Source organism: Parafrankia colletiae (assembly GCF_001854655.1).
GTDB classification, from domain to species: Bacteria; Actinomycetota; Actinomycetes; order Frankiales; family Frankiaceae; genus Parafrankia; species Parafrankia colletiae.
In genome coordinates this window covers 19,276-41,911 of sequence record NZ_MBLM01000047.1, presented here as the reverse complement: position 1 = coordinate 41,911, position 22,636 = coordinate 19,276, and the positions used below count along the sequence as shown (strand labels likewise).

The window sequence follows — 22,636 nt, the reverse complement described above, 5'->3', positions numbered from 1 at the left end:
TCGACGGTCCTCCTGCGGCTCGGCCGGCACGGCGGCGGGAACGGATCAGCTCCATGCGTAGTCCCGGGGGGTGACCACCAGCCCGGCGCGCAGCCGGGTCCGCGACGAGCCGACCACCACCGTCGTGGTCATCCCGACCAGGTCCAGCAGCCGCTCCCGCTCCGCCGCGCCGCCGCCGTCCCCGCCGGTCAGCGCACCGAGGGTGGTGACGGTGACCCGCTGCCCGGGCCGGAACGCGTCGGTGACCAGACCCACCGGGGTGCCCGGCGGGCGGGCGGCGGCGAGCGCGGCCAGCGCGTCGGGCAGCTGGTGGCGGCGGGTACGGCTGCGCGGGTTGTAGAACGCGACGGCCAGGTCGGCGTCGGCGACGGCGCGCACCCGGTGCACGATCCGCTCCCACGGGGTGTGCAGGTCCGACAGGCTGATCAGCGCATGGTCATGGCCCAGCGGGGCGCCCAGCAGCGCCGCGGCGGCCAGCGCCGCGGTCACCCCCGGCACGGCGACGACGTCGAACGACCCGTCGGCCAGGTCCAGCGCCGGGCTGCCCATCGCGTAGATCCCGGCGTCCCCGCTGCCGATCAGCGCCACCGCATGACCGGCGCGGGCCTGGTCCACCGCAGCCTGGGCGCGGGCCTGCTCGTCGCCGAGCCCGCTGGCCAGCACCCGCACCCCGGCCGGCAGCAGATCCGCCACCGAGGCGACGTACTGGTCGAGGCCGACGACGACGCCGGCGCGGCGCAGCTCGGCGCGGGCCCGCCCGGTCAGCAGCCCCCGGTCACCCGGGCCGAGCCCGACGACGGCGAGCCGCCCCCGGGGCCGGTGCCGCGCGACGGCGACCGTCGCATGGGCACTGACCTGCTTGGCGACGACCAGCTGCGCCCCCGCCACCCCCACGGTTCCTGCGGCTCCCGCGGCGTGCCCCTCCGCGACGGTGCCCGCACCGGCGGATGCGACCTGGCCGGGTGGGCCGTCGGCGCGGCGCGCCGGGGCGGACAGCAGGCAGGCGGCCTCGGCGACACTCGGGGTGCCGACCGCGGCGCGGACGACCTCCGAGGGATGGGGCACCGTCACCCCGGCCAGCTCCTCGGCGGTGTGCACGACCAGCGGCCAGCCGCGGCGCGCGGCGACCTGTAGCAGCCCGGCCTCGTCGGCCTTCGCCGTCACCGTCGCCAGATGGGACACCGCGGCGGGAGACAGACCGGCACCGGCCAGCGCGGCGTCGATCAGCGTGTCGATCTCCGCGGCGGGTGCCCCGCGGCTCGCCCCGACCCCGACGACCAGGCTCGGTGGCCGGTAGACGACCCGCGGCACGGCACCGGCCGGCGGGTCGGGCAGCAGCCGGTCAGTGATGTGGATCTCCCCGGCGACGGTCCCGTCCGCCGGGCCGTCCGAGGCCGCCGGGTCGGTGCCGGGTGGGACAGTGTCGGGTGGGTCGGCGGCGCGCACCGACGGGGGCAGCGCCGGCAACGGCCACACCGCGTCGGTGTGCAGGGTCACCGGCTGCCCGGACAGCATCGCCGCGCCGACCGCGGCCAGCTGCGCACCGGCGTCYACCGTGAACCCGGCCTCGGCGCCGAGGCCGTCGAGGGCGGCGACGCCGGTCACGTCACTGGCCGTGGTGATCACCGGGGTGGCGTCGAAGACGTCGGCGACCTGTTCGGCGAGCCGGTTCGCGCCCCCGGCGTGCCCGCCGCACAACGCGACGGCGAACCGGCGTGCCTCGTCCACACACACCACACCCGGGTCGTGGTCCTTGCCGCGCAGCAGCCCGTCGAGGAGCCGCACCGTCGCGCCGGTCGCCAGGAAACAGACGACTCCGTCGACACCGTCGGTGACGGCGGCGGCGAGCGCGTCACGTGCCCGGCCCGGGTACAGGCGGGCGGTGGGCCAGCGGGCGGCGAGCTCGGCGGCGGCGGCCCGCCCGGCGGCGGTCACCGCCACCAGCGCCACCCGTCCCGCCGACCCACCCGTCCCGCCGAGCTCCGTCGCCTCGACCCCGGCCGACGACGCGGCCAGCGACGACACAGCCACAGGCGGGGGCGGGGCGGTCCGCGTGGTGGTGGACGCGGGTCCGGCCGGGGTCTGGGTGCCGCCGGCTGCGACCAGCGCCCGGTCCTGATCACGCAGGGCGCTGCGTGCCGCCGGCTGCGCCCGCCGGTAGGTGTGGAAGTGCCCCGGATGGTAGAGGTGGGAGCGGCGGCCGCCGGCATCCAACGCCGGTCCGACGAGGATCAGCGTGTGCTTCCACAGCCGGTGCTCGCGGACGGTGTCGGCCAGCGTGTCCACGGTGGCGCGCACGATCAGCTCATCCGGCCAGCTGACCTGGTAGGCGATCACACACGGGGTGTCCGGCGGGTAGCCGCCGGCGAGCAGCTCCTCGCGTAGCTGCGTGGACCGGGCGGCGGACAGGAACAGCGCCATCGTCGTGCCGTGCCGGGCCAGGTCACGGACCTCCTCCCCGGGAGGCATCGGCGTCTTCCCGCCACCGAGACGGGTCAGGATCACCGTCTGGGCGATCTCCGGCACGGTCAGCTCCCGGCCGATCGCCGCGGCCAGCGCGGTGAAACTACTGACCCCGGGGACGATGTCGCAGCTCATCCCGAGCCGGTCGCAGATCTCCACCTGCTCCTGCACCGCACCCCACAGCGCCGGGTCCCCGGAGTGCACCCGGGCGACGTGCAGCCCGTCGGCGGCGGCCCGCCGGTAGATCGCCTCCACCCCTTCCAGCGGCAGCGCCGCCGAGTCGACGAGTTCCGCCCCGGCGCGGGCGTACTGCAACATGTCCGGATGGACCAGCGACGACGCCCAGATCACGATGTCGGCGGCGCCGATCACCGCCGCGCCGCGGACCGTGATCAGATCCGCGGCGCCGGGCCCGGCGCCGACGAAACTGACCCGCCCGGTCACCGGGCCCGCCCGGGCCAGCGCGGCCGGCGGGTCGCCAGCACCGTGGACAGGTAGGGGCCGGTCGCGTCGACGTCAAGGTCGCCGGCCGGGCGGATGTCCTGCTCGGGCAGGCCGAGTGCCGCCCCGTAGACGGCATGCCCGGCCGGGCCGTCGAGGCGTCCCGCGGCCGCGAGGACCGCGCGCAGCGCCGGCAACGCCCGCCCGCCCTTGTACGCGACGACCGTGTCGAACGTGTCGACGGCCGCCTGGTAGGCCGGCACCCCGGCGGTCAGCGGCAGCAACGCGACCGTCTCCGTGCCGTGCGCGAGGACCGTCCCGGAGCGGGCGGCCAGGTCCTGCATCGCGGTGATCCCCGGCACCGTGTCCAGGACCAGGTCGGGGACGAGCGCGGTCACGGCCGCGGCGAGCGCGGTGAACGTCGAGTACAGGTTCGGGTCGCCGATGGTCGCGAACGCCGCCGTCACCGCGGCACCGGCCCGGTGACCACCGGTGTGGTGGCCGTGGTGTAGCGCGTCGGCGACGGTGCGGGCGGGGCCCGCGTAGTCGGCGTCGCCGGTCATCCGGAACGGCAACCGCACCACCCGGTCATGATCGACATGGCTGCGGACGGTCATCTCCGCCCGGCCCGGCACCGCCGTCCCGTCCCCACCGGCGCCCGGCCCGTACGGCCCATGACCGTCACTGACGGGGACGAACACCACATCGGCGTCCCGTAGGACCCGCACCGCGCGGAAGGTCACCAGGTCCGGGTCTCCCGGCCCGACCCCGACCCCGACCAGCCGCGGACTCGCTGTGCCACTCACCGCGACGCCACCTCCCGTTCTCCGTTCGCGCCAGGTGTCTGCAGGCCCGCCCCCGACGGGCGGGCGGTGTGGGCGGCGGCGACCAGCCGGGCCGCCAGCCCCGGTACTCCCGCCCAGTGCAGGTGCAGGTAGGAGGCGTGCACCCCGCCCCGGACGAAGCCCTCCACCTGCCCGTCGTGTGTGCCGTCGTCGCGGTCCGCGCCGGGCGGGGGGTCGATCCGCCAGGCCGGCGGGTCCCCCAGCGCCGCGCGGGGCACGGTCAGCCGGGTGCGGTGGAACTCGTGGGCGTGCACCACCGTGCCCGCCGCGGCCAGCGCACTGTCCGTGGCGGCGACCGCCCGCCGGTACCCCAGGGTGAGCCGCGGGCCCATCACCGCGTCGGTGTCGAGGACACCGCACATCCGCGTGCCGTCCAGGGACCGGCCCAGGTACAGCAGCCCGGCGCATTCCCCGATCACCGGTGCGCCGCGGGCGGCGAGGGCGGCGACGGCGTCGCGCAGCCGGGTGTTGGCGCCGAGGGCGGCGGCGTGCTCCTCGGGGAAACCGCCGCCGACGACGAGGGCGTCGGTACCCGGCGGCAGGGTCTCGTCACGCAGCGGATCCACCGTGAGGACGTCGGCGCCGGCGGCGGTGAGCAGTTCGGCGTGCTCGGCGTAGCCGAACGTGAACGCCGGCCCGCCGGCCACCACGACCCGCACCGGCCGCCCCCGCCCCCGTGTCCCGGCGTGGCCCGCGGCCGCGGTGGGATCCCACGGGTCGGTGGGCAGCGGTGGGGCGGTGGCGGCCAGGCGCAGCAGCCCGTCCAGGTCGACCGCGGCGGCGGCGAGCGCRCCGAGGCGGTCCACCGCGGCCCGGGCCGGGGCCGACCGTTCCGCCGCCGGGACCAGGCCCAGGTGCCGTGACGGGGTGTGTATCGCGTCGTCGCGGGGCAGCGACCCGAACACCGCCACGCCGACGTCGGCCAGCGCCTCGGTGAGGATCCGCCGGTGCCGCGGTGACCCGACCCGGTTGAGGATCACCCCCGCCAGCCGCACCCGCGGGTCGAACCGGGCGAACCCGGCGGCGAGGGCGGCCACGGACCGGCCCAGGCCCGACCCGTCGACGACGAGCAGCACCGGTGCGTCGAGCAGCCGCGCCACCGCCGCCGTCGACCCGTGGTCGGCCTCCTCGCCCGGGCGGGGGGTGGCGACCCCGTCGAACAGGCCCATCACCCCTTCGATGACCGCGACCTGCGCACCGGCGGCGCCGTGCGCGAACAGCGGCGCGATGCGCGCCGCCCCGCACAGCACCATGTCCAGGTTGCGGCCGGGACGCCCGGTGGCCAGCGCATGGTAGGTCGGGTCGATGTAGTCCGGGCCGACCTTGTGCGCCGAGACCGCCAGCCCCCGCGCCGCCAGCGCCGCCATCACCCCGGTCGCCACCGTCGTCTTCCCCGACCCGCTGCCCGGCGCGGCGATCACCAGCCGGGGGATGTCCAGCGGGCTCACCGGGTCACCATTCGATACCCCGCTGGCCCTTCTGCCCGACGTCCATCGGATGTTTCACCTTCGTCATCTCGGTGACGAGGTCGGCGGCGTCGAGGAGCGCCGCCGGCGCGTCGCGGCCGGTGATCACCACATGCTGGTGGCCGGGGCGGGCGGCGAGAACGGCGAGGACCTCGTCGAGGTCGATCCACCCCCAGCGCAGCGGGTAGGTCAGCTCGTCGAGGACGTACAGCTGGTAGGTCTGCGCGGCCAGGTCACGGGCGATCTGCGCCCAGCCTTCCGCCGCCGCACCCGCCGGGTCCTCCGCCAGCTCCAGGCGGCGCTGCACCCAGCTCCACCCCGACCCCATCTTGTGCCAGGTGACCGTTCCGCCCTGCCCGGTGTCGGCCAGTGCCCGCAGCGCCTTCTCCTCCCCGATGCGCCACTTCGCCGACTTGACGAACTGGAACACCCCGACCGGCCAGCCCTGCGCCCAGCCGCGCAACGCCAGCCCGAACGCGGCGGTCGACTTCCCCTTCCCCGTCCCGGTGTGCACGATCAGCAGCGGCCGGTCGCGGCGCTGCCGGGTCGTCAGCCCGTCGTCGGGGACCTGCTCCGGCTGCCCCTGCGGCGCCATCAGGCCACCCACCCGGTCGCCGCACCCGCAGCGCCGGGTACGTGCAGCGCGTCCAGACCGACGACGGACGCGCCGAGAGCGACGGCGAGGCGGCCCGCGAGGCCCAGGCGCACCGGGCCGGTCTCGCAGTCGACCACCACACTGGTCAGCCCCGCCCGCCGCGGCGCCGCGGCGGGCGCCCGCCCCGTCCGGGTGGCGACCCCGCCGGCACCGCGGACCAGCGCCCGCGCCGCCACCTGCGGATCCGGCCCGGCGGTGGCCCGCCCGTCGGTGACGAGTACCAGCAGGGGACGTCGCTGCGGATCACGGCGGGCCTCGGCGCGCAGCACCCCCGCCGCGGCGTCCAACCCGGCCGCGATCGGGGTCCGCCCGCCGGTCGCCAGCCCCGCCAGGTGCCGGGCCCCCACCTCCACACTGGACGTCGGTGCCAGCACCACCTGTGCCCCCACCCCCCGAAACGTGATCATGCCGATGCGGTCGCGGCGCTGGTAGGCGTCGACGAGCAGGGACATCACCGCGGTCGCGACGTGCCGCAGCCGGGTGCGGGCCGCCATCGACCCGCTGGCATCGACGACGAACAGCACCAGGTTCCCCTCCCGGCCGCGGCGGTGCGGCCCCCGGCGGTCCGCCGGTGTCAGGACCAGGCCCGGGCCGGTGCGGCCGCGGAGCTGCTGATGCGGCGCGGCGGCACGCAGCGTCGCCGGCAGGTGCAGCCCGGGGGCGTCGGCCCCGGCGCCGGTCACCGCGCCGCGAGGACCGCGGGCCGCCGAGCGGCGGCCCGCCGCCCCGGCACCGACGCCGGCGACCTGCAGCAGCCGCGGCCGAAACGGCGCCCCGGGGGCTCCGACCGTGCCCGCGGCAGACCCCTGCCCGGATCCGGGTTCCTGCCCCGACCGGGCGACCTGCGGTCCCGCCGCACCCGCCCCGGCCGGGGCGGACCCGTCCTCGGCGCCGTCGCCCGTGGGGCCACGGTCCGGGTGCGTGCCGGGGGGCGGGTCACCGGCCGCGCGGGACCCGCCGCCCGGCGGGGACGCCGCACCAGCAGCCGAGGCCTGCCCGCCACCGGCACCCGCACCCGCCGAGCCCGCTCCCGCCGGCTTGGCGGAGGAAGGCAGGTCCGTGTGGGGGGTCTGGGTGGGCCAGTGCTGCCCGCCGCCCGGCCCCGGCCCCCCTCCGCCCGGACCGTCATCGTCCCCGTCGGGCGGGCTGATCCGGTCCCGCAACGCGTCGTCGACGGTCTGCGTCAGACCGGTGTCGTCCGCGGCGCCGGGGGCGTCGAACGGGCCGCGGCGGCGCCGGTGCGGCAGCACGAACCGGGCCGCGACCCGAATGTCGTCCGCCAGCACCTCCTCGCGGCCCTCCCACGCCGCCACCGCCATCGCGGTGCGGGCCAGCACCACGTCGGCGCGCATCCCGTCCACATCACACGCCGCGCACACCGCCGCCACCGCGTCCACCGCCGCGTCGGCGAGGACCATGCCGGCGAGCCGGTCGCGGGCGTCGGCGATCCGGGCGGCCAGCTGCGCCTCGTGGCCCTCCCAGGCGGCGGTGAAGCCGGCCGGGTCGGCGTCGAACGCCAACCGGCGGCGGATCACCTCCGCGCGCACCGCCGGATCCCGGCTGGCGGCGACCGTCACCGTCAACCCGAACCGGTCCACCAGCTGCGGACGCAGCTCCCCCTCCTCCGGGTTCATCGTCCCCACCAGCCAGAACCGGGCCGGGTGACGCACCGACACCCCGTCCCGTTCCACCTGCGCCACCCCGAGAGCGGCCGCGTCGAGCAGGACGTCCACGAGATGGTCGGCGAGCAGGTTCACCTCGTCGACGTAGAGCACCCCCCGGTGGGCGGCGGCGAGCAGCCCCGGGCGCAGCGCGGTCACCCCTTCGGCCAGCGCCCGGTCCAGGTCCAGCGCGCCGGTCACCCGGTCCTCGGACGCCCCCACCGGCAGCTCGACGAGGCGCGCCGGGCGGGTCAGCGCGGTCGGGGACGGATGCGGCCCGTCCGGGCACTGCGGCGCCGGTGCCTGCGGGTCGCAGGAGAACCGGCAGCCCGCCACCACCGTCACCGTCGGCAGCAGCGACGCCAGCGCCCGCACCGCCGTCGACTTCGCGGTGCCCTTCTCCCCACGGACCAGCACCCCGCCGACCGCCGGGGACACCGCGTTGAGCAGCAACGCCAGCCGCAGCTCGTCCAACCCGACCAGGGCGCTGAACGGAAACGTCACCACCGGCCCGCACACCCCCGCCCGCACCCCGGCCCCGCGGGTTGCTCCGCGGGTTGTTCTGCGGGTGGCTGGGGTCTCGCCGGCATCGCCGGCCTCGCCGTCACARCGGCACGCACAGTGGTGGGCATGGCGAAACGTCCTCCCCGGGGTGTCCTCGCCCTCGAAGCCAGCACGGACGGCGGCAGTATCCTGGCTCCCGGATCAACGCCTGCCCTCGGTCTTCCAACGGCCATCCTCGCCGCCGTGACCGTGTGCTGAGGTCGACTCCCCGGTGACAGTGGCGGGACCGCGCCGGATTCGCACCGGCTTCCTGCCCGACCGTCCGGCGCTCAGCATGGCACATCGGGCATCGCGCCGGGGCCCGCCTGAGACCCACGCCCCGTTCCGCCCACCGCCCCCCAGCAGCACCATCGGGGGATACCAGGGGTTCGCGCACCCCCCACGGTGGGGGCTACAGACCGACGCGACCCGACGGGTTGTCGGCGTCGAACAGCCGCCCGGCGCGCACATACGACTCCAACGACGCCGCCGACCGCCACCGGCCCTGCCGCATGATCGACCGGTCGGTCACCCCGGCGCGCGCCGCCGCCGTCGCGAACCCCGACCGCAGCGAATGCCCGGCGAAATCCGCCGGGTCGAGCCCCGCGGCCGCCACCCGGCGCTGCACGATCCGCGCCACCGACCCGGAGTAGAGCCGCACCGCGCCGACCTGCCCATGCCGGTTGATGCCCCGAAACGCCGGCCCGCCGGCCAACGGCACCCCCGCCCCGGCCGCCGCCGCCACCCAGCCGCGCCACGCCCGCACCGGGCACGTCGGCCGGTACGACCCGTACGCCAGACCCACCTGCGCGCCGGCCGCCTCCTGGTCGGTCTTCGATCGGCGCACCGTCACCACCAGCCCGTCGTCGGTCTCCACCAGATCCGCGGTGTTCAACCCGACCAGCTCGCTGCGACGCAGACAGCCGGCGAACCCGACCAGCAGCAGCGCCCGGTCCCGCACATCGGCCAGCACCGCGTCGTCCAGACCGGCGACGACCCGGGACAGCAGCGAGGTGTCCAGCGCCGCCTTACGGGACGGGGCGACGCCGCGGGAACGGCGGATCCCGTTCCACACCGCCGACACCTCCGCCGCGCCCGTCGGGTTGACCGCGTGGGCGAGCTGGTGGGCCACCGAGATCGCCGCCAGCCGGCGGCGGATCGTCGACGGGGCGTACCCGGCGTCGGCCAGCGCGGCGATGTACCCGGCGACGGTCACCGCGGACGCCGGCAGGTCACCCAGCCCCTCCTGCGCGCACCAGCCGCGGAAGTGGCGCAGGTCCGCGTCGTAGGCCCGCCACGTCGCCGCCGACCGGGACGCCCGCGCATAGTCCCCGACCCGGCCGGCGAGCGGACCGCCGAGCCCTGCCAGCGGCCCGGCCCCACCGGTCGCCGGTCCCACCACCTCCCCGGCGACCACCGCACCCGCCGGCACCACCCCACCGCCCGCGCCGTCACCCGTCACGTCACCTGTCACGGTCGGCGCGACCGGGCCGGTGGACGCAGCAGCGGCGGCGGGGGGCGACGCGACCGCGTCCCCCCGCCCACCCTCAGCCTGCCCGTTCACCCTCGGTCACCTCCCTACCCGCGCCCACCCACCCCCGGGGGCTGGGCGACGTTCACCCGCACCTCGGTGATCGTAATCGCCGGGCGGGGGTGGGCCGGGCAGCACACCGGCCCCTACCGGCCGGTAGGGGCGGGCACCGTCCGGTGCCGGTGCGGTGTCCTCAGGCTGACAGCCCTACCCGCAGCTCACAGCGGTGATCGTAGGGTCCCGGGGGCATGAGGACACGTCCTGATCGTGCGCTGGCAGCCCGGCTGACCCTGGCCGCCGCGCTGGTGGTGGGACTGGCCAGCGGCTGTGGCCCCGGCGACGCGCCGGCGGCGGCACCCCCCGGTCCCGCACCGTCCACCACCGCACCCACCAGCGTCACCCCGACACCCACCTCCACCACGCCGCGCTCCCAGGAGGAGGCACTCGCCGGGCGGCCCACCACCCCGGCCGGTGCGGCGACCACCGCACCCGCCGACATCGGGTTCGTCGACACCGAGCTGTACGAACTGCCCGGCGGGGAACGCATCGCCCGCAGCCCGTCCGCCGGACCGTCACGCCTGGACAACAACCTGGCCACCGGGTTCGCGCGCACCCCGCTCGGCGCGGTCGTCGCCGGGATCAACATCGCCGGGCGGGCCGACGGCAGCCTGGGGGAGCCGATCTACCGGCCGACCATCGAACGTCAGGTGATCGGCGACGGCCAGGCCGACCTGCTGCGCCGGGTGCACCGCGACGGACGTCCCGACGTCCCCGCCACCGGTGAGCAGACCGACGGCACCGGCGTCGGCTCCCACGGGTTCACCCTCCACTCCTACACCGACGACGAGGCGACCATCAGCTACCTGCTGGTCGCCACCCGAGGCAGCCAGCACAAGTACGCCGTGTACCGCCTCACGGTCCGCTGGGTCGACGGCGACTGGAAACTCCTCGCGCCACCGAACGGTGACTTCGGCGCCGTCATCAGCACCCCCACCAGCATCGACGGCTTCCAGCCGTTCGAACGCCGCGGCATCCCCGCGTAGCGGCAGCCACCGGGCGGCGGCGCACCGGCCGCTACGGCACCGGTCGCTCCCCGCCGGCGCGGCGCAGCCGTTCCAGCCCGACGTCCAACGCGGCCTGCAGATAGGTCAGCCGGCCGGTGGTGATCAGCATCAGCACCCCGCCCTGCAGCCCGGCCAGCAACGCCGCCGCCTCCCGCGCCGCATCCAGCCCGGTGTCGACGAACCCGCCGCGCTGCATCGCCACCACCCCGGCGGCCAGCTCCGCCTCCCAGCGGGCCATCAGCTCCGCGACCACCGCCTGCGCGCCCGGGGTGGCCCTCCCGACCTGGGTGAGCAGCCCCCCGAGCGGGCAGGCGCGGCCCTGCGCCCGGTAGCGGGCCAGCACCTTCTCCCGCCAGCCCTCCCACGCCTCCCACGACGTCAACGCGCCCAGCTGCGGCTGCTGGTCGGCGAGCACCCGGTCGGCTTCGAACCGGGCCACCGCCAGCAGCAGCTCCTCCCGGCCGCCGGGGAAGTAGTGGAACAGCTGACTCTTGCTCGTCGCGGTCCGTTCCCGGATGTCGTCCAGTGTCGTCGCGGCCACCCCGTGCTCGCGGATCCGCGCCGCCGCCCCGGCGACGATCCGCTCCCGGGTCGCCGTCCCCTTCGCCGTCAACGTTCGCTCCACAGCCCCACCGTGGCACGGACTGGACCCACAGGTCCATTCCCCGGTGTCTTGCCCGGTGGCTCCTCACCTCGACTCTGCTGGTCTGCCGACCCGCCGACCCGCCGACCCGCCGGTCCGGGGCCTTACCCGCCGCGGACGACGAGACCCGCGGCGGCGGCCCCGTCGACGTCGTCGTCGAGATGCACCACCGTGCGACCGGCCCGCGCCAGCAGCCCCGCCGCGATCGCCGCCCGGTACCCCGACCCGCAGTACACCCACACCACCCCCGCCGGCAGCTCCCCGACCCGGCCCGCAACCTCCGGCAACGGCACATGTACCGCCCCGTCGACATGCCCCGCCTCCCACTCCCCGCCCAGGCGTACATCGAGGACCACCTGCGCCGGGGGCAGCCCGCGTGGCGGCGTCCCCGCCCGGGCCGCGGCCAGGTCCGCGAAGGTCGCCGTCGGCAGCGCCGCGAGCCGCCGCGCCTCCCCGTCCGCCCACCGCGCCGGGCTGCCCGTCGCCGCTCCCGCCGGCCGGTCGATCCCGATCCGGGCCAGCTCCCACTGCGCCTGCGCCAGATCGGCCTCCGTGTCGGCGAGCAGCGTGATCGGCGCCTCCCACGGCACCAGCCAGCCCAGCCACGTCGCCATCGGACCATCCAGACCCAGGCTGATCGTGCCCGCCAGATGGCACTGCGTGTACGCGGTCCGCGACCGCAGGTCCACCACCCACTCGCCGGCCGCCAGCCGCGCCCCCAGCTCCGCCGGCGCCGCGCGGCGCACCGGCGTCAGATCCACCGGCGCCGCACCGGCGGCGTTACGGGCACCCATGTGCGCGTAGTACGCCGGGTAGGCGTCCAACCCGGCCAGCACCTCGGCGACGAAGTCGTCGCGTTCCAGGCGCAGCGCCGGGTTCACCGTCCGTTCCCGCCCGATCGTCGACGCCGCCGCGTCCGCCTGCGTCGCCGAGCAGAAACTGCCGAAGCCGTGCGTCGGCCACACCCACGCCCCGCCCGGCAGCGCATCGGCCAGCCGCCGCACCGACGCATGCTGGCGGTCGGCGAGGGTGTGCGCATGATCCGGACCGAGCAGGTCGGTGCGTCCCGTCGTCCCGAACAGCAGCGACCCGCCGGTGAACACCCCCACCGGCCCGTCCGGACCGGCCAGCACGAACGACAGGTGGGTGAACGTGTGCCCCGGCGTGCCCACCACCACCAGCCGCAGCGACGGCGACACCACCACCTCGTCGCCGTCGGCGACCGCCACCCGGTCGAAACCCACCGGGTCCGCGGCCGCGACGAGATACCGCGCCCCGGTCAGCCGGGCCAGCGCCAACCCCCCGGAGACATAGTCGTTGTGCAGATGTGTCTCGGCGACATGACTGATCCGCACCCCGAGCCGGCCCGCCAGCGCCAGCATCCGGTCGATGTCGCGCTGCGGGTCGATGACCACCGCCACCTGCCCGTCATGGGCCAGATAGCTGCGGTCGCCCAACGTCGAGGTCTCCACGACCTCCACCTGCACCTGACCCGTCGTCATCCCCACCCCTGCCCGCCCGCCGACGCCCCCCGGGCGGGGTGGCGTCGGCGGTCCTGTCGGTCGACGTCGCCCTGCCCGTTCCCGGCCCACCCCGCGGCCACGCACCGGCGCCGGTCACAGGACGACCACCTCCAGCCAATACGCCCACCGGCCCGCGCGGCGACCGCCCCCCGCCGGCCCGGGCCACCCCCACCCCCCGCGCCATCACCCATCGGGGCTGGTCACAGGCCACACCGGCCCCTGCGCGGCACCACCCCCGCCGCCACCGGGGTGACGACCCTCACCCACCGCGGTCCGTCCCACCCCCCATCCAGGCCTCCCGCGCCGCCACCCGCCGCCCCCTGGCTATCCTCGGGCTCCGTGCACAGCAGACAGATCCGGTCGCAGCGGGGCAGACGCGGCACCCGGGGTGCCCTGATCGTCGGCGCGCTCACCGTCACCGCTGTGACCAGCGGCTGCTCCGTGATCGAGGCACGTTCCGTCCTGCGGGACGACTGCACAGGCCGGGACCGGCGCATCGCCGCGACACTGAACACCCTCGCCGCGCTCGACCTGCACCCCCCGGGCGCGACCCTGGTCACCGACGGCGCCGGCCACGGCTGYACCGACAGCACCTTCATGCCCTACGCCTCACGCTGGTACCACACGACCAGCCCCCTCACCGAGGTCACGGCGTACTACCGGCACGCCCTGCCCGCCGCCGGCTGGACCCTCGTCCACAAGGGCGACATCCACCCCGGCCAACGTGCCTTCCGCGGCGAGAGAATGTGCTACTCGCGGCCCGTCGACGGTGTCACGGCGTACCTGTCGGTCGGGTTCCCCGGCGAGGTCGGCGAGGGACCCGACGACGTCCTCGGACCGGGCCCTCGTGACGTCGACGTGTTCGTGAGCGCGGACCCCGACGACCCCGACGGCTACCGAAACTGCTGAGGCTGCCAGACAGCGGTGGGAACGGCCAGTCAGCCGGTGCGCGCCCTCGATCGCGACAGGCCCACTGTCTTTCGTGAAGCAAATTTTTCGCTTTCCTGGCCTTTCCCCGCCCCGTCCATGCCGCTGGCCAGGTAGGTTCTCCTCGCAGGAGGGTCATTTCCTGAAGTGACTCCACCGCAACGCGAGACCAGTCAGACGGACCGGCGGTCGCCGACAACTGGCACGACCCGACCGGGGGAGATCATGCGAACCCGAGGCCCGACATCCTCCGACAGGAGCGGAAGCCTCACAGGCGCCCCCAGCGGAGCCGCCGTAGGGGTCTCGCTGGCAACACTTGTCTTTCTTATCTCTTTTGCAACGTGGGCGACGATGCTCGCGTCGAGCAGCTGGCGATGGCCCGCCTGTGCCATGCTGACGGTCATTGGATTTCCGGTGGCATTCGGCCTCTTGACGGTGGCTTTGAAACGGTGGGCGGACTGGTGGAATGAATTCTTCGAGCTGATTCTTCTGTTGGCGGTTCTCGCGGCCATGATGGGATTTCTCTCGCTGGCGTCCCTTGTAAGGGCGGGAGGCAGGGACGTGGACCCGTCCCGGGTCCACGTCAAACCACCCCGGGTTCACATCGAGCATTATTTGTAAATCCTGTGAGACGCCCAGGTGGCGGTGTTGTACTCGGCCAGTACCAGCCGGTCACCGTCGCGCACGAAACGGGTCACGGCAGCGTTGATCACCGGGCCGGCGGCGACGATCGCGGCGACGTCGTCCACGGTCAGCTTCTCCAGGACGTACCGCAGCAGCAACACCACGGCGTCGTGGGCGACGAGGAACACCCGGCCGCCCGCGGCGCGGCGGCCCCAGTCGTCGAGGAACGCGGCGAGCCGAACCGCGACATCCGCGAACGACTCGCCGCCGGGCGGCCGGTAGTGAAACTCCCCGGCGCGGCGGCGCCGACCCGCCTCGTCGGGGAAACGCCGCGCGACCGCCGCGGACGTCAGCAGCTGCAGCCGGCCCATCGCCCGGTCACCCAGCCGCGCGTCGACCACCGGCTCCGGGAGCACCAGGCCGCCATCACGCGCGGCTGCGGCGGCGACCTGCCACGTCTGGCGGGCTCGTAGAAACGGCGAGCAGATCACCACCTGTGGCGGCTGCCCCCGCCCCGGGTCCAGGGCAGGGCCCGGCGTCGGCCCGCGGCGCTCCGTCCGATGCCGCTCCTCGAGGTACCGGCCTGCCAGATGCCCGCCCAGGGCGGCGGCCCGCACCCGGCCGAGCTCCGACAGGGGGACGTCCACATCGAGGCCGGTGATGGCCGTGTCCATCGCCCCCGCCGCCTCGGCTGCCGCCAGCGCCGCGTTGGCTGTGCTCCGCCCATGTCGAACCACGGTCAGCTCACCCAGTCCGTGCCGCACAGACCCCATGTCGATCACGCCGGGGGCGTCGCCGCGTCTGCGCGGGTCGCGAGGAACACGAACTCGCGGCCCGGGCGATCCGGCGCGTCCCGCACATCCCGGACCAGATAACCGTGTGCGGCCAGGCCCGCGGCGATCTCGTCGCGGCCACGGAACCGCAACGTCGAGTCCGACGTGACGATCATCCCGTCGGACAGGAACCGGTAGACGTACCGGAACGAGACGAGGGGGAGGCTGACATCGGTGACCGTCAGACGTCGCTGCACCCGTCCGACACCGGCGATGTCGAGGACGACCGGCTCGACGTCACGTGCCCACTCCTCCCAGGCGCGGCGCTCGGGACGTCGGGTCTCGAACACCAGCCAGCCGTGCGGGCGCAGCGCGGCCCGGATGCCCCGCAGCGCCCGCCCCCACCCGTCGTCGGTGAGGAAGACCTGGGCCACGTTCCCGGTCATCGTGACCAGATCCGCCTCCCACACCGGCAACGCGGCGGCATCGCCATGGATCCAGCGGACCCGGCCCGCGCCGTCCTTCGCCTGGGCGACCGCAAGCGACTCCTCGGCCGGGTCGACGCCCACCACCGCGCGAGCGCCGTCGGCAAGCCGGACCGCGAACGATCCCGTCCCGCACCCCACGTCAAGCACCCGGCGTGCGGACACCTCGTCCGCGATCGTGAGATAGGCCGCCAGATCGCTGCGGTCCGCGTCGAACGCGTCGTACACACGGGCAAGACGTGGATGGGCGAAGATCGCATCCGGCATGCAGGGTTCCCCTTCACCAACCGCGGCCAGCGCCCGGCGACGCCCGCACCCTCGACTTCGCCAGCATCAGCGAGCCGGTCACCCCGCAGCACTATGCCTTCCTGGTGTCGGAGGACGAGTTCGACCAGGCCTTCGACCGCATCACCCGGGCGGGAGTCACCTACTACGCCGACCCACACCGCAGAAAGCCCGGGGAGATCAACCACCATCACGGCGGCCGCGGACTGTACTTCCTCGACCCGTCCGGGCACGTCCTGGAGATCCTCACCCGGCCCTAACCCGGCCCGACGGAGGGCGAACGCAGGCGGGCACTGCGTGACACCGTTCGCTAGCTGGCGCCGGCCGCGCCGACCGCGGACTGGTCGGGCACGCTGAGCGGTGTCTGCCAGGCGATGTGGGCGGCGACGCGGGTCGCGACGGGGGTGAGGGCCGCCGCGCAGCGGTCGACGGCGTCCGCGCCGAGGGCGTCCCAGACCGGGCTGGCCAGCTGGTCCGTGGTTGCCTCGATCCGGTCGAGGGCGTCACGGGCGGTCACGGTCGGCTGGTCGGTGTCATCGAGCCAGCCACGGGCACGCAGCCGACAGGAGGCAGCGGCCCACTCGTCATCGGACCAGCCTCGGATGCTCTGGAAGTCCGCCCGGCTGACACCGCCCAGGCTGGACCGCCACACACAGGTCTCGGCGCCGTCGAGACCGGCGGTTACCAGCGCTGCCACATGGCCGTCGCCGCGGTRCTCCCGCAGAATGTTCGCCGCCTGCCACAGGACACCAGCCGGGTCGTCCGGCCACGGCAGGGCCGCGTTCGCGGCGGCGAGGACACGGCCGGCGACCGTCACCTGCTCGGCGGCGGCCCGCATCAGCGCGGTGAGGTCAGCGAGCTCGTCGCGGTCCGTCGGTGCCAGCAGCGGGGTGAGGACGGTGCGGGCACCGGCGAGACGGGCGGCCAGGGCGGCATCGGGGGAGATCCGTGTCCACACGTCCGGCAGGGCACGGGCGACCATCGTCGGCGCGAAACCGAAGAAGGCACCGATGACCGGTGCCGCGCCGACCGGGCCGAGGGGGGCTGCGCGGCCTGCGAAGTAGGCACGCCAGAAGCCACGCAGCCCGGCGTCCTGGAACGCGGCGAGGCTGGCCGGTGCGACGGAGGTGAGGGCATACACCGGCTCGAACAGCCGCCACATCCGCCGGGCCACGGTTTCCTCAGACATGGTCCTTCAGGTAAGCCGCCGGCCCCGGCCCGGTCAAGGGATGCGGGGACGTCCCTGGCCGAGCGGAACGCAGCCTGCCACCGACGCCCACGGTTCCGGCCGTGGCGGGAAAATAGAGGTGTGGACGATCCGCATGTGCACGTCGAGTGGACCGCGCCGAACACCACCGCCGCCACCCGGGCGGTGACCGCCTCGGTGTTCGGGCTCGTCGGCGACACCCCCCGCACGGTGCGGGCCGGCTGCGACGCGCAGGTCCCCTACGCGGCGACGTCCGCCCGCCCCGAACACGTCACCTGCCTGCCCTGCCGGCGGCACGCCCGCGAACGGCACCTGCGCTACGCCACCCGGATCGAACAGTCCGCGGGTCTGCTCGGCGGCGACCAGGCCCACGACGTCCGCGCCGCCGCCCGCCGGCTCCGCGACCTCGCCGACCGCTTCACCTGACCCGCACGCCCCGCTGAGTATGTCCCGGCCGCGCAGTGGGTCAGGTGGGCCAGCGCAGAACCTGCGGGGTGTGCGGCCGCTCGTGGTCGATCAGCACGTCGGCGTGGTCAGCCGGGGCTGCGGCCGCCCGGTACAGCTCCTGGCCAGGCAGGTACCGCGTCTGGTAGCGCTCGCGGACCGCGGCAGGCGAGCCGAACAGGGCGACGTCGCGATCCAACGCCCGGCGCAGCGATGCGGCCGGACTGATCTGCAGGAACACGGTGAGGTCCCAGCAGCCGCGCAGCTCGTCGCGGAGGAGGAAGACCCCGTCAACGAGGAGCACCGCGTCCGCCGGCGCCTCGCGGGTCGGGCCGTCGAGCGGGCAGTCGTGGTGGTGGTCGAACGCGGCGGTGCGGTAGCGCCGATTCCCGCCGGGGCTCAGCGGGTCGAGCAGAAGCCGGCGCAGCGCGATCGGGGACGAGGTGACGGGCAGCGTTGCGGAAGCAGGCGACCTGCTCGGGTTGCGTGAGCAGGTCGGAGATCGTGTTGTAGACGAGGTACACCAGCGTGTACGAACCCGGGGCGAGCGCCGTCGCCATGTCCCCGATGACGACCGGGATCGTCGCCTCGTCCACCTTTGCGCGTAGCCGGTCGATCATTGGACGGGACAGTTCGATCCCGGTGACAGGCACGCCTCGCTCGGCGAGGGGGACGGCCACCCGGCCGGTTCCGATGGCGAACTCCAACGCCCGTCCCTCGCCGGCAAGCTCCGCCAGGCGGTCCACGGTCGGCTCCACCACCTCGGCGGCGAACATGCCGGCGCCCGGCGTGTCATAGCGCCGGGCGGTATCAACGTCCCAGATCTCCTCCTGCCGCACGGTGCCAACGATCGCCCGAGGCACAGCCGCGGTCCATCGGTTTTCCTCTGCCGCGGTCAGCGATGGGGGTGCTGGCCGGTGGGGCGAAGGACCAGCTCGCTGACGTCGACGCTGTCAGGCTGGCTGAGGGCGAACAGGACCGCGCGGGCGACGTCGTCGGGGTCGAGCGCCGGGTCGGCGCCGCGTTCGGGTGCCCGCTCGCCGCTGTTGACGAGACCGGGCTGCAGGAGGGTGACCCGGATGCCGGTGTCGACAGCCTCGGCGCGGATCGACTGGGCCATCGCGGTGACCGCCCACTTCGTTGCCGAGTACAGCTGGCCGGGGACGGTGACACGGCCGGCGACCGAACCGGTGAGGACCAGATGCCCCCGGGAACGCGCGAGGGCTGGCAGGGTCGCGCGTGCGACGAGGGCGGTGCCGTAGACGTTGGTCAGCACCATCTCGCGCCACTGCTCGGGGGAACCGGTGCCGTGCAGGAACGAGGTCGGAGCGAACACACCGGCGTTGGCGAACACGGCGTCGAGCCGACCGAAGGCCTTCTCCGCGTGGGCGGGCAGCGCCGCGACCTGCTCCCAGTCCTGCACGTCGCAGGCCACGGTGAGGGGCGTGGCCGCGGTGCCACCGAGGCTGTCGGCGAGGGCGTGCAGCCGGTGACGGGACCGCGCTGCGAGCACGAGCGAGAAGCCCTCGCGTGCTGCCAGGCGTGCGGTCGCGGCACCGATCCCGGACGAGGCGCCGGTGATCAGGAGTACAGGTGCGGTCATGCCCCACATCGTGCTGATCCGACGACTCCGCCCACCCCGCTGGCCACCCCGCTGGTACGGCGTACTCAGGACATCAGCGCATCAGCTCAGTGCGGCTGTCCAGGTGCTGGTGTTGGCCTGAAGGTAGTGGGAGGCCGCGAGCCAGTAGGGGCCGTCTTCGGTCCAGATTCTGGCCCAGGGCTGGTGGTTACGGCTGGCGCCGTCGCGCAGCAGGTCGTACATCGCCCTGGCCCGGCGGCCCAGCATGCTCGCCAACGCCGGCCGGGACGGCCCATCCAGACCGTAGCCGTCGACGAAGACGCGCAGCCGCGCCGCCGACTGCGCCACCGGACGATCGGCCCGCAGCCCTGCCATGCTCTGCGCGGCGTAGGCGAGATCCCACAGCCGGGAGCTGGGCGCGGCGCCATCCCAGTCGATCAGGGCCCAGCCGCGCGGGGACCGGACGAGGTTCCACGGTGCGACGTCGTTCTGGCAGACGAGATCCTCCCGGTCCGGCGGGATGATCCTGTTCCACACCGCCCCGGTCGGGGGCACGAAGCTGGCGAGAGCCTGATGCAGGTCGGCCAGCATCCGGCCGATGGAGAACAGCTCGGCCGCCGAGTAGGTGCCGGCCGGCGCGCCGAGCTCCCCTGGTAGGTACTCGAGCACCTGGCGTCCCTGCGCGTCCCGGCCCAGCGGGCGGGGAGCACCGGCGAAACCCACCCTGTGTAGATGTTCGAGCAGCGTATCGACCGCGTCGGTCCACGGCCCGACCGGACGGCGCACAGTCTGGCCGACGCGGACCACGCCGGTCGTGACACGTCCCGCCAACGGCTCTTCCTCACTTGCCACCCCTGGACCCTGGCATGGCGAGACCCTGGACCCGGAGTTGCCTGCCTGAGGAGGACTGAGACTGACCGTGAGCGACTACCAGCACCTCGGCGTCTACAGCGACCTTGTCCGTGTCGCCCGCGCGCGGCACGGCGGCCCCGTCCCTGCGGCGCTTCCCGGGCCGGCCACGAGAGCTCTGGTGTTCGACACGCTGGGTTTCGGCGGCGGCGAGGAGGCTCCTGGTGACGTCCGCGTCGAACAGCGGTGGAGGTCAGGCGACCTGCTCGGTGAGGAGCTGTCCTGGTCGGTCGGTTTCGGGCCGCGCACCCACGCCTACCTGCTGAAACCGGCGGACGCCGAGGGGCCACTGCCCGGGGTCCTGGCCCTGCACAGCCACGACGGCCTCACCTACTACGGCAAGGAGAAAGTCGCCGACGGGCCCGCGGAGGCTCCCCCGGTTGCCACGGCGTTGCGTGCACGTCAGTACGGCGGACGGGCATTCGCCGACGACCTGGTCTCCCGTCCCGACGTCGCGCCCAGGGGCATCGGCTGTGTCGGTCTGTCGGGTGGCGGTGCCCGCGCGGCGCTTCTGCAGGCCACCTGCGAGAAGATCACCGCCGCGGTCGTCGTCGGGATGATGAGCACCTACGACGGTCTGCTCGACCGGCACGTCGCCGGGCATGGCTGGCTGTTCTTTCCCGCGACCTGGCCCCGTCACGGCGACTGGCCCGACCTTGCCGCCTGCCGCGCACCCTCTCCGCTGCTGGTGCAGTACAACCGGAACGATCAGCTGTTCTCCCCGGCCGGCATGCGCGCCGCCCACGACCGTCTCACCGCCCACTATCGCCATGCAGCTGCCCCCGGCGGCTACACCGGCCAGTTCTTCGACGGGTCCCACAAGTTCGACATGACGATGCAGCAGGCCGCGTTCGCCTGGCTACGCCAGTACCTCGCGGGCGTAATCCGCCCCGCCTGATCACCCCTGTTCGGCGGTCATACCGAAGGCTGCGTGGAGGGACACGGATGCGCCTGATGGCTGACGTTCGCCCGTTGCGGGTCCGACCGTTCCGGCGGCTGTGGGCTTCCGGGTTCGTCACGACGGTGGGCGCTGCGCTGACCGCGGTGGCGGTGCCGCTGCAGATCTACGAGATCACCGGGTCGTCGGCATGGATCGGGCTGTCCGGGCTGGTGGGGTTCGGCCCGCTGGTGTGCGGCGGGCTGTGGGGCGGTGCGGTGGCGGATGCCGTCGACCGGCGGCGGATGCTGCTGGTCACCAGCAGCGGGATCGCGGCCGCCTCGGCCGCGCTCGGTGTTCACGCTCTGCTCGGCGGGCGGTCGGTGGCGTTCCTGCTGGGAATGGTCGCGGTGACACAGGGCCTGTTCGGGGCCAACACGGCGGCGCGCGGTGTGGTCGTGGCCCGGCTGGTGGCGCCCGCGCTGCGTCCCGCCGCGAACATGCTGCAGTCCTCGGTCTTCTACCTCGGCGCGGTGGTCGGACCGCTGCTCGCCGGCGTTCTGCTCCTCGCGATCGGCGTCGGCTGGCTGTACCTGCTCGATGCGGTGACGCTGGTCGCGGCCCTGTGGGCGGTGTGGACGTTGCCGCCGCTCCCCCCGGTGCAGGGTGGGGCCCGCCGTGCCGGGGCCCGGGAGATCGCGGCTGGTGTGGGCTACCTGCGGACACGTCCGATCCTGGTCGTCTGCTACCTGGCGGATCTCATCGCGATGCTGTTCGCCAACCCGGTGGCACTGTTCCCGCAGGTGGCGCAGGAGACGTTCGCGGACCCGGCCGGTGGGGGGCTGGCGCTGGGCGTGCTCTACGCCGCGCCCTCCGCCGGGGCGCTGGGCGCCGCCGCCCTGTCCGGGACGTTCACCGGGCTGCGCCGTCACGGCGCGGCGATCACCGTGGCGGTGTGCGTGTGGGGGCTGGGGATCGCCGCGTTCGGCCTGTGCCGTTCGCTGCTGCTGGCCGCGATGTTCCTGGCACTCGCCGGCGCCGCGCTGATCATGCTGAGTGTGTTCCGCAAGACCGTGCTGCAGGACGCGGTGTCCGACGAGCTGCGTGGTCGGATGCAGGGGATCGACGTCACCGTCTCCGCTGGGGGCCCGCAGCTGGCCGCTCTGGCACATGGCACGGTCGGCGCGACGCTCGGTACCAGCTGGGCGATCAGCGGCGGTGGGCTGCTCACCGTGGGGGCGATGATCGCCGTGGTGACGGCCTTCCCCGCCTTCTGGCGGTACCGGGCCCCCGTCCATCCCGACGAGCCCGTGGACGCAGTGCATCTCACCGGCGCGCCTTCGCCCGCCACCCAGCCCCAGGTCTGACCCGGCGGACGTCGGTCATCGTCCCGTCAGGTGCCGCCGCCCCGCCGCCCTTCACGGGGATCTTGTGTGGGAGGGTTCTGCAGGCTTGTTCCCCTTTGTTCCCAGAGGGTTGACGGTGAGTGGGACCGGTACGGGTGGGGCGGAGGACGAGATGCGGGTCCGGTGTGGTCCTGGTCGACGGCGCACGGCGGCGCTGACGGTCGGCGGGGTGGTGGTGCTGGTCAGCACGGCGCTGACCGGATGCCAGGCGGAAAAGGCTGAACCCGCGCGCTCCGGCCGAGTCACGTGGGCTACCCCGCCGCCAGGGTCGCCATCGCCCAC

The 22,636-nt window shown here is 74.7% G+C and carries 19 protein-coding genes, 2 pseudogenes and 1 riboswitch; of the genes and pseudogenes, 6 read left to right on the top strand and 15 right to left on the bottom strand.

What is annotated here, in order from left to right; translation table 11 throughout:
• Window positions 1-45 precede the first annotated feature (45 nt).
• The 6 genes from cobM to CC117_RS07120 all read right to left on the bottom strand — a co-directional run bounded on the left by cobM (window position 46) and on the right by CC117_RS07120 (window position 9,491).
• A complete protein-coding gene (gene cobM / locus CC117_RS07145) occupies window positions 46-2,907 on the bottom strand; it encodes a precorrin-4 C(11)-methyltransferase (protein WP_241829898.1) in 2,862 nt (953 codons plus the stop codon).
• On the bottom strand, window positions 2,904-3,710 hold the full coding sequence (cobI, locus tag CC117_RS07140) for a precorrin-2 C(20)-methyltransferase (RefSeq protein WP_071082954.1): 807 nt from the start codon (window positions 3,708-3,710) through the stop codon (window positions 2,904-2,906). The genes cobM and cobI overlap by 4 nt, the downstream gene beginning before the upstream one ends.
• Entirely contained in the window at window positions 3,707-5,197 is a 1,491-nt protein-coding gene (locus CC117_RS07135) for a cobyrinate a,c-diamide synthase (protein WP_071082953.1), read from the bottom strand. The genes cobI and CC117_RS07135 overlap by 4 nt, the downstream gene beginning before the upstream one ends.
• 4 nt (window positions 5,198-5,201) lie before the next feature.
• Window positions 5,202-5,810, bottom strand: coding sequence for a cob(I)yrinic acid a,c-diamide adenosyltransferase (cobO, locus tag CC117_RS07130; protein ID WP_071083068.1), 609 nt, complete (start codon window positions 5,808-5,810; stop codon window positions 5,202-5,204).
• Window positions 5,810-8,038 (bottom strand): VWA domain-containing protein, encoded by a 2,229-nt coding sequence (locus CC117_RS07125; protein WP_071083070.1) that lies wholly within the window; start codon window positions 8,036-8,038, stop codon window positions 5,810-5,812. Before CC117_RS07125 ends, cobO begins: the two co-directional genes overlap by 1 nt.
• Window positions 8,039-8,217: 179 nt before the next feature.
• A riboswitch (cobalamin riboswitch) is annotated at window positions 8,218-8,348 on the bottom strand.
• Window positions 8,349-8,486: 138 nt separating this feature from the next.
• Entirely contained in the window at window positions 8,487-9,491 is a 1,005-nt protein-coding gene (locus tag CC117_RS07120; protein ID WP_407673486.1) for a site-specific integrase, read from the bottom strand.
• 362 nt (window positions 9,492-9,853) lie between these two features.
• Here CC117_RS07120 and CC117_RS37005 point away from each other — a divergent pair, with 362 nt between their 5' ends.
• Window positions 9,854-10,648, top strand: coding sequence for a hypothetical protein (locus CC117_RS37005; RefSeq protein WP_071082952.1), 795 nt, complete (start codon window positions 9,854-9,856; stop codon window positions 10,646-10,648).
• Between the two features lie 31 nt (window positions 10,649-10,679).
• On the opposite strand, the gene CC117_RS07110 is transcribed toward CC117_RS37005, so the two are convergent.
• Both CC117_RS07110 and CC117_RS07105 read right to left on the bottom strand, forming a co-directional pair.
• Window positions 10,680-11,294 carry a TetR/AcrR family transcriptional regulator gene (locus CC117_RS07110; RefSeq protein ID WP_071082951.1) on the bottom strand — a complete coding sequence of 205 codons (615 nt, stop codon included), beginning with the start codon at window positions 11,292-11,294 and terminating at the stop codon, window positions 10,680-10,682.
• A 122-nt stretch (window positions 11,295-11,416) separates the two neighbouring features.
• A complete protein-coding gene (locus CC117_RS07105; RefSeq protein ID WP_071082950.1) occupies window positions 11,417-12,814 on the bottom strand; it encodes an MBL fold metallo-hydrolase in 1,398 nt (465 codons plus the stop codon).
• 360 nt (window positions 12,815-13,174) lie between these two features.
• Here CC117_RS07105 and CC117_RS07100 point away from each other — a divergent pair, with 360 nt between their 5' ends.
• The gene (locus CC117_RS07100) at window positions 13,175-13,744 is read left to right on the top strand and encodes a hypothetical protein (protein ID WP_241829896.1); all 570 of its coding nucleotides are present in this window, start codon (window positions 13,175-13,177) and stop codon (window positions 13,742-13,744) included.
• A 629-nt stretch (window positions 13,745-14,373) separates the two neighbouring features.
• Here CC117_RS07100 and CC117_RS07090 read toward each other — a convergent pair.
• Together CC117_RS07090 and CC117_RS07085 are read right to left on the bottom strand one after the other, a co-directional pair.
• Window positions 14,374-15,159, bottom strand: a complete 786-nt coding sequence (locus tag CC117_RS07090; RefSeq protein ID WP_071083065.1) for a histidine phosphatase family protein — start codon at window positions 15,157-15,159, stop codon at window positions 14,374-14,376.
• Between the two features lie 5 nt (window positions 15,160-15,164).
• The gene (locus CC117_RS07085; protein ID WP_071082948.1) at window positions 15,165-15,911 is read right to left on the bottom strand and encodes a class I SAM-dependent methyltransferase; all 747 of its coding nucleotides are present in this window, start codon (window positions 15,909-15,911) and stop codon (window positions 15,165-15,167) included.
• Window positions 15,912-15,958: 47 nt separating this feature from the next.
• Here CC117_RS07085 and CC117_RS07080 point away from each other — a divergent pair.
• Window positions 15,959-16,189 (top strand): annotated as a pseudogene (locus tag CC117_RS07080) (VOC family protein); the annotation flags it as partial.
• Window positions 16,190-16,239: 50 nt separating this feature from the next.
• Here the strand turns inward: CC117_RS07080 and CC117_RS07075 are convergent.
• Window positions 16,240-17,118: an SCO6745 family protein gene (locus CC117_RS07075; RefSeq protein ID WP_071082947.1), complete on the bottom strand. Its 879-nt coding sequence runs from the start codon at window positions 17,116-17,118 to the stop codon at window positions 16,240-16,242.
• 120 nt (window positions 17,119-17,238) lie between these two features.
• Here CC117_RS07075 and CC117_RS07070 point away from each other — a divergent pair, with 120 nt between their 5' ends.
• A complete protein-coding gene (locus tag CC117_RS07070; protein ID WP_071082946.1) occupies window positions 17,239-17,562 on the top strand; it encodes a hypothetical protein in 324 nt (107 codons plus the stop codon).
• A gap of 40 nt (window positions 17,563-17,602) precedes the next feature.
• Here CC117_RS07070 and CC117_RS07065 read toward each other — a convergent pair whose 3' ends face one another.
• The 4 genes and pseudogenes from CC117_RS07065 to CC117_RS07050 form a co-directional block, all read right to left on the bottom strand.
• Window positions 17,603-17,884 (bottom strand): nucleoside/nucleotide kinase family protein, encoded by a 282-nt coding sequence (locus tag CC117_RS07065; RefSeq protein ID WP_198541765.1) that lies wholly within the window; start codon window positions 17,882-17,884, stop codon window positions 17,603-17,605.
• A 130-nt stretch (window positions 17,885-18,014) separates the two neighbouring features.
• Window positions 18,015-18,419: pseudogene (locus CC117_RS07060) on the bottom strand (class I SAM-dependent methyltransferase); the annotation flags it as partial.
• Between the two features lie 56 nt (window positions 18,420-18,475).
• Entirely contained in the window at window positions 18,476-19,183 is a 708-nt protein-coding gene (locus CC117_RS07055; protein ID WP_071082945.1) for an SDR family oxidoreductase, read from the bottom strand.
• A gap of 81 nt (window positions 19,184-19,264) precedes the next feature.
• Complete coding sequence (locus tag CC117_RS07050) at window positions 19,265-19,993, bottom strand: phosphotransferase (RefSeq protein ID WP_241829894.1); 729 nt, start codon at window positions 19,991-19,993, stop codon at window positions 19,265-19,267.
• A gap of 88 nt (window positions 19,994-20,081) precedes the next feature.
• Here CC117_RS07050 and CC117_RS07045 point away from each other — a divergent pair, with 88 nt between their 5' ends.
• Both CC117_RS07045 and CC117_RS07040 read left to right on the top strand, forming a co-directional pair.
• The gene (locus CC117_RS07045) at window positions 20,082-20,969 is read left to right on the top strand and encodes a dienelactone hydrolase family protein (protein ID WP_071082943.1); all 888 of its coding nucleotides are present in this window, start codon (window positions 20,082-20,084) and stop codon (window positions 20,967-20,969) included.
• A 56-nt stretch (window positions 20,970-21,025) separates the two neighbouring features.
• Window positions 21,026-22,315 (top strand): MFS transporter, encoded by a 1,290-nt coding sequence (locus CC117_RS07040; protein WP_071083064.1) that lies wholly within the window; start codon window positions 21,026-21,028, stop codon window positions 22,313-22,315.
• The last annotated feature ends 321 nt before the right edge of the window (window positions 22,316-22,636 follow it).